Genomic DNA, 6,967 nt, shown 5'->3' with positions numbered 1-6,967 from the left:
TCCTGCAATATGGGTTGGTAGGGCGGATACGGCACAACGCACTTCAGACATAACCGCCGATCAAAAGTGAGTAATTAAAGAGATAGAGCCAAACTGTGATACGACAAAAAATAAATATACGTTCATGGCTATTTCTTATCCCTATTTTGGTAATCAGCCGGCCTTGAACGACTCCATTTAAAGTCGGATCACGAAAGTACACCTAACTAAAAAATCCTCCCTCCTCTATAAAAGAATTAACGAAAGTCATTATGGATGACTACCTTAAATTCAAGAAAGAACGTTATGCCGTGGTCGCACCTACGAATTTATAAGTACCACCAAGGTATTAACTAACGGACCATTACTAAGCACTTTCCAATTTGATAGTTACATGTATAACGGTGGCGCACATGGTGCATCGTTAACCACCTTCATCAATTGGGACAATAAAGCTATGAGGAATTTAATTTAAGATGAATGCAACCTCCCATAACAGAAAATTAATTCAAATCCGTAACCATTTAACTTTAAATTACTCCAGGTTCATGATCTATTCCAAAAGGCTTTTCATGCCTTTCGGTATGAGTGTCGGTAAAACTATGAGTGCGCTGTATGTCGGGAGTATCTTCGTTAACACCATTTCCATCACCATGCGAGTTCAAAATGGTATAGCTTCCGGCCTTATGAATCTGGGCTTGCAATACATTCGTATCAATGGATTCGTTCAAAGTAAGTAGAACCCCTTGCGGCTTCAGTTTAACTTCTGCCTCTACAACATCCGGCAATTCCATCAATGCTTTCTTTACATTTTCAACACAGTCGTCACAACTCATTCCAGTTATTTCATAATACTTTTTCATCTTGCTTATTTTTATATTTACCAATTTTTATTCTATTATCAAGAAAATATCATATCAACCTGTAATACAGGTTGATATATCGACCAATAATAAAAGTTTGCAAAAGCCCTGTTGATCATTCAATAGGGGTAATATTTATTATAACTATTCATGCAACATCCATGCCATGAAAAAACGAGGAAAAAAATTCACTGTGCAAGCAAAATAAGTACAGTTATTCGATTTTTATACTGATGCGTCCGTTTTATTTCTGTTCTGGGAACAAACTGTCCTTTATTCAGTTCTTTTTGCGTGACTAAAGCAATCCACTGTACATCTTTTACATCACGCTTACCGTCAGGAAGCTGCCGAATAAAATATGGGTAGACCAACTTAACATTAAAATCAAGGTCCAATCCCGCCAAACGGAGATCAAATAGATGCTGGTGCTTTCCATAGCTACCCTCCCAACGTTTAGTTTAACGAACAAATCCCGTAGTCAATCAAACTGAAGCAACCTCCTCCGCTAAAAACGCCATTCTTGGCGGCAGTAGATAATCCAAATCTATTATCAAAGTTTGAAGAGCACCAAATCAAAGCCCGATCATTTCACCATTCTATTGACATTATTGAAAGAAAAAAAAATGGGGGCAAGAGTAGTTGGGAACGCAAAGTAAGGGCATACTTCAATAGCGTTATAGTTCAATAGAAATGAGAATTTATAACTTTCCAGGCATTCTAGTCGCAAAGTTATAAATCATTATTTCGCGAATGAAGTACGTTTGCCCAGTGTAATACCCGAATTCGTTTCCTTAAGCCTTGTTTCTATATTGACCTTTTTTGGTATCTTACTTGCCGTACTTAGATGCAGGTTTATCCGCTCACCAAGTTTTAGCATCAATGCATTCCCAACATATCCCATATGATGCAGGTTCCCCTGCTCTACCGGATAACTTGCAGCACATTGATTCACAGCTACTTTCGGACGATCTGAGGCAGCCGTACTTTGAAATGCTCCGATAAGCGCGCAGGGACTAAAAGCCTTAGAATTAATTAATATCGCTTCCTCATCCAGTCCAATTGCGCTATAAACCAGCAAGGACATGCTCAACATCAGTATGCTCGAAGGACTTGCAATGCTGTCAAAACTAACAACCTGCTCATCCAGCGTTTCATAACTTCCAAAGTCAACATCCTTCACTTCCAGGTGTTCGTAATATTCTTCCCGGAAGTTAAATGCCACCAGCATCAGGCGAACCCGGTATTTCAGCTTTCCTGCGGATAGCCCTTTAGGCCTTTTGATGCCGCTTTGGGTATTTAAACTCCCCAGTTTAACACGTACACGACCATCCAGGTCCTGCTCCACCTGATGACTCATCTGAAGCACTTCCGACAGCTTGCTGTCCACATTAAACTCCATGCCGTTTAAATGACTCAGGTCTGCATCATGCAGATCGCGTTCCCCAACACTTCCACTAAAACTATTACGGATGCTGCGGTATACCAACTGGGTACTGCGGCTCACAGCCGTTCCATCCCGGTGCAGATAAGCAGGCTCAAATGCCTGACGGATAACCGCGGCCGTAGAACTCGATAAACCGAATTCTGTGGAGGTTTTGATACTTTCCTGGGTCTGTTTAAATTTCGCGGGTTTTCCCTGAATAATGTTCTTATCCCGATACGTACGGTAGACGACCGACCCTGCGGTTCCCCGTACTCTTCCTTTATTGTCAATTGTGGCCATAATATATTTGTTATTCGGGTAAGGTAATCATTTCAAGAACCTTAGCAGCGAAATTTCTCTTATATTTTGGGGTAAAAAAGAGAAAGCGGCTCTAAACAATCTGGAGGGGGATTACAAAATATCCTGCATACTCATTGAAAATCAAACGATAAACAAACAGTTTATAACCTATGATAAGTCCCATAAATCAACTTGCAAGTCGGACTTATCATGGCACCAACGCTGGTTCTTATCAGGAGATATGACAATAATGCCATAACTATACCTATTAATTCAAATATATCCCATGTGCCCTGCACCATTCATTGATCTGTTTTTTTATCTGAGGAGTAATTGGCGTTCCTATATTACAAACGTTTGGTTTATCAAAACCACCAGTATGTATAGCAATCAACTGATTGGCATTGGTATATATAGGCGATCCACTTGAGCCATCCAGCGTATAAAAATCATACCGCAGAAGCCGATCTAAAAAGTAATAGTTCTTCGTTTTGTCAGTCCACAATTTCATCCCGGTGATCGGGTCGGGATAACCGGACATAAAAACTTCCCTCGTTGGTTTAGCCGCAGCATAACTGGTTAGTTTGAAATACCCACCTGCATACTGGTATAAAGAAGCATCCGGAAGAATGATAATTCCATAATCATCCTCAAAAGTCGGTGCGCTATTGTAAGATGGAAGTACATATATATTTTTATACATCGCTGTTGCGAAATGCTGTTGAGCCCGATAGGTGTTATTAGTAGTATACCCTACTGTAACTGTCATTTTTGCAACTGGATCAAACCGATTTGTGAGGTTATGACCTGCCGTAATGAGCACCCTGGGGTGAATAAAGGCGGCTGTGGCATTGTACCGATCATTCCATAACCACGCTTTTCTACGGATATCCAGTTGAACGACCTTTAACAGTTCTTTATTTAATTGTCCCGATTGGATTTGAACTCTGCGATTTTTACTCACTTGTTCATTACATTCCTGAGCGCCTACAGGGGAAGCAATAAATAGAATATAGCAAACGATAAGGTAAATGTTCTTCATGAATAAGTTCTTCCCCACCCTTACTTAACGTATTTTTACTTGCGCTGTTTATAACGAATCGAATTAAACATGGAAAAACAGCTATTCTTTCTAATTCGGTTAATTTTGCAGTACATTTAAACGGACAAATACTTGTTATCATGCCCCATCCTGATCAACTCATACGGACTACACCGATTTTTAAATTAAACCAACCTGACGACAGCTACAAATTCCAGCCACTACCTATACCTTCTGGAAAATATCCATACCGATTAAATCTGGATACCATTCTAAAAGAAACGAATAATCAGAAGATGGTATTTCACATGGTTGGGGATACGGGTACGATCCGCAGTCATGATTTCCAAAAAGTGGTGGCTGATAAAATGATCAGTCAGTTTGAGGATTTAAAGGATGAAAACGATCAACCTCAGTTCCTCTATCATTTGGGCGATATTGTGTATAATTTTGGAGAGTCGAACTTATATGCAAAGCAATTTTTTGAGCCTTATTCGAAATATCCGGCTCCAATAGTGGCTATTGCCGGAAATCATGATAGTGATGTAAACGTAGAAAACCCTCATCCTTATAACAGTCTGGAACCTTTTAAACAGGTATTTTGTGATACCAAGCCACACCAAATTCCATTTTCAGGGGGTGATCCACGAAAAAGCATGACGCAACCCAACATTTACTGGACGTTGGAAAGTCCTCTTGCTACGATTATTGGATTACACAGCAATGTGACCAAATATGGGATTATTACGGAAGCGCAAAAGGAATGGTTTATTGAAGAATTGAAACATGCAGCTCAGTTTACTGATAAAGCTTTGTTGGTTTGTTTGCACCATGCACCCTACTCTTCTGATACCAATCATGGATCAAGTCAGCCAATGATTGAGTTTCTTAAAAATGCTTTTCAGGAAGCTAATGTGATGCCAGACCTGGTTTTCAGCGGCCATGTACATAATTACCAGCGGTTTATTAAAAAATACGAGAACGGAAAAGAGCTAACATTCGTGGTTGCAGGGGCTGGTGGGTATGATGAATTACATCCTATAGCACAGCCTGATAACATGGCTTACTCAGATGTGAGTCCCCTATTTCAAAATATTGAGCTGCAGAATTATTGCTTTGCACATCATGGATTTTTAAAAATAACGATTGTTAAAGAAAACACAGGTCTCATTGTGCAAGGAGATTATTATAGTATTCCGCATGAGGACCCTGATGATATAAGCTTGCCTATGTCACATTTTGAATCTTTTGAGGTAAAAATCGCGCGCTAAGATCAGCTTACATCTAAATCCCATTTCAAGACCATTGTTTCCTCCGAATGGATCTCTATTTCATTCTGGGCTGATACCCGGCCGTTTTGATCTGCATAAATGATAAGTGGGTCCTTTGAGAGATTATTGGTTTTTAGTTTGATCCAGCGGATAGTTGTCGATTTATTGATAATTACAAAAAGGTAAGAATTTCCGGAACGCATGGTTTTCATGATTACATCCTGTTGGATATGATCAAATAATGCAGGCTGATTTTTTAATAAAGGAGCGAGTTCCTGGTACAACAGATCGGTTAATGCTGTATAATCATTCGTGATTCTTGCTCCCATCCCGATTAAACTGGGAATCCATAATACCTCTCCTTTGCCATAGGCATTCCAGGAAGCAATCACTTGATTTCCGGATCTGTTTGAAGAAACAATCACTTCATTTTCATGCCCTTTCAGGGAAGCAATCACTTCATTTTCGTATGTATTTTGGGAAGCTACGGCTTCGTTTACAGAGGTTCCCATAACTTTTGCAGTCGTTAAATTCAGTGTTCCCTGCCAAAGATGGGCCTTGAGTTTTAGGTCCGGACTGCTCAGATGAAGATCAAACAAAGGTGCTACTACTTTAAATTCCTTTATTTCTCCGCCAAACAATTCTTTGAAAGGAAAACCTGCTCTCAACAAGCAGTAGGCATTTTCGTCATAATAGCCAGTCAGACCTTCTACAATGAGTTTACCACCCTGTGATACAAACCTGTGGATCTTTTCCCAATACCTGGAGGGGACACTGATTTGATGTGCTAAAATAATGGCCTGTTTGGAGTAGTCATCCTGGTCGAAATCAAACTCGCTCATTTCTTTAAAAGAGGCATGGATCCCCATATCGCTCAGTGCTTCAAAATAGCTCAGTGCCGATTTGATTACGCCACCTATTGACCTGCCTTCATGTAGGTCTCCTGGTATTTGGAGCTTCTGCTCGATCCACATGGATTCGCGGGTATAAACGACATGAATTCCAGAATCAATAGGATTGGCTCCGGCAAATAGTGTGTGATTGGCTGTTATGGTATTTGCTACTGCTGATGCGGCTAGTAGGCGGTCTGATGGCTGATCCTGAAAGTCTAACATGGCCCATTCACCAGCTTCAAATCCGGATAAACGGGGGTTCAGGCACCAGAAAATGGAGCCTTTACTTCCTGAACCGATGGTGGTCCAGAGCCACTGGGCTGTTTCGAAACGAGTAGGACACATGGGCGAAATGCCGCTATACGTATTATTTCCTCCCTGCAGTTCCGTCATCATCCAGGGGATGACGCCACCTGCACCCGAGCGTAACATTTCACTATTTGCGGACATCGCCAGCGCGTATTTCTGCCTTGTAAAATACCCGTAATGCCAGCTGGCATGAGCGGAACCTCCTAAACTGCTTAAGAAGTTACGCCATTGCGGGAAGTCATATTCGGCCGCATTTTTAAAGATCGCATGGTTATTGACATGGATGGGACGTTCGGAATCGTAGCGTCTGATTTCATCTATTAACCATTTCAAAAACCATGAATTGTATTCGAGCAGGAACCGCTGCTCTTCAAAGTTAAAATGGGTATATCCTTTGCTGTTGTATTGAGCAGGAGTTTGTTGCGCTTTCCAAGTAACGAACCGGTCCTGAGTAAAGGTATCATCGGGCAGTTCGCCTGATCCGGGTTCATTAATCGGCACCCAACCGTATAATGCAGGGAAGGCACTGAAATGAGTAACCAGATGTTTGATATAATCGGCTATCTGATGGAGGTTTTCTTCGGTTTTAGGAAACTTAAATCCCCCTACATCATCGAAGGTTGTGGCAGGAAACAAGTTAGCATAGATCGCAATTCCATACTTTTCTCCGGCAAGGAACGCTTTGTCAAACAGGCTAAAATCCCAACTGCCATCCGGTTGATGCATGTAATTTTCAAACATCCGGATACGCGTAATGCTCAGTCCAAGATCTTTCATCTGCCTGAACCAGGTATCAATTTCCTGATCGGTTTGTCCGGGTTCTATAAATATTTCTGCGCCGATTTCAGGAGCGGTCAACAAACTATCCATGGATACAAATTAGGAAT

The 6,967-nt window shown here is 41.0% G+C and carries 6 protein-coding genes; 1 reads left to right on the top strand and 5 read right to left on the bottom strand.

Annotated elements, in window-relative coordinates:
* Nucleotides 1–509: 509 nt before the first annotated feature.
* From BFL47_RS16745 to BFL47_RS16730, 4 genes are all read right to left on the bottom strand, one after another.
* On the bottom strand, nt 510–842 hold the full coding sequence (locus BFL47_RS16745; protein ID WP_069660945.1) for a heavy-metal-associated domain-containing protein: 333 nt from the start codon (nt 840–842) through the stop codon (nt 510–512).
* Nucleotides 843–1,030: 188 nt separating this feature from the next.
* A complete protein-coding gene (locus tag BFL47_RS19845) occupies nt 1,031–1,246 on the bottom strand; it encodes a hypothetical protein (RefSeq protein WP_069660944.1) in 216 nt (71 codons plus the stop codon).
* 335 nt (nt 1,247–1,581) lie between these two features.
* A complete protein-coding gene (locus BFL47_RS16735; RefSeq protein ID WP_069660943.1) occupies nt 1,582–2,565 on the bottom strand; it encodes a hypothetical protein in 984 nt (327 codons plus the stop codon).
* Between the two features lie 268 nt (nt 2,566–2,833).
* Nucleotides 2,834–3,607, bottom strand: coding sequence for a trypsin-like serine peptidase (locus BFL47_RS16730; RefSeq protein ID WP_069660942.1), 774 nt, complete (start codon nt 3,605–3,607; stop codon nt 2,834–2,836).
* 140 nt (nt 3,608–3,747) lie between these two features.
* On the opposite strand from BFL47_RS16730, the gene BFL47_RS16725 reads away from it, so the two are divergent.
* Entirely contained in the window at nt 3,748–4,878 is a 1,131-nt protein-coding gene (locus tag BFL47_RS16725; protein ID WP_069660941.1) for a metallophosphoesterase family protein, read from the top strand.
* A gap of 2 nt (nt 4,879–4,880) precedes the next feature.
* Here BFL47_RS16725 and BFL47_RS16720 read toward each other — a convergent pair whose 3' ends face one another.
* Nucleotides 4,881–6,950, bottom strand: coding sequence for a beta-galactosidase trimerization domain-containing protein (locus tag BFL47_RS16720; protein ID WP_069660940.1), 2,070 nt, complete (start codon nt 6,948–6,950; stop codon nt 4,881–4,883).
* Nucleotides 6,951–6,967: the final 17 nt, after the last annotated feature.

The sequence above is a fragment of the Arcticibacter eurypsychrophilus genome (assembly GCF_001730525.1).
GTDB lineage: Bacteria > Bacteroidota > Bacteroidia > Sphingobacteriales > Sphingobacteriaceae > Arcticibacter > Arcticibacter eurypsychrophilus.
The sequence above is the reverse complement of the archived record's forward strand: the minus strand, read 5'-3'. Positions and strand labels throughout refer to the sequence as shown.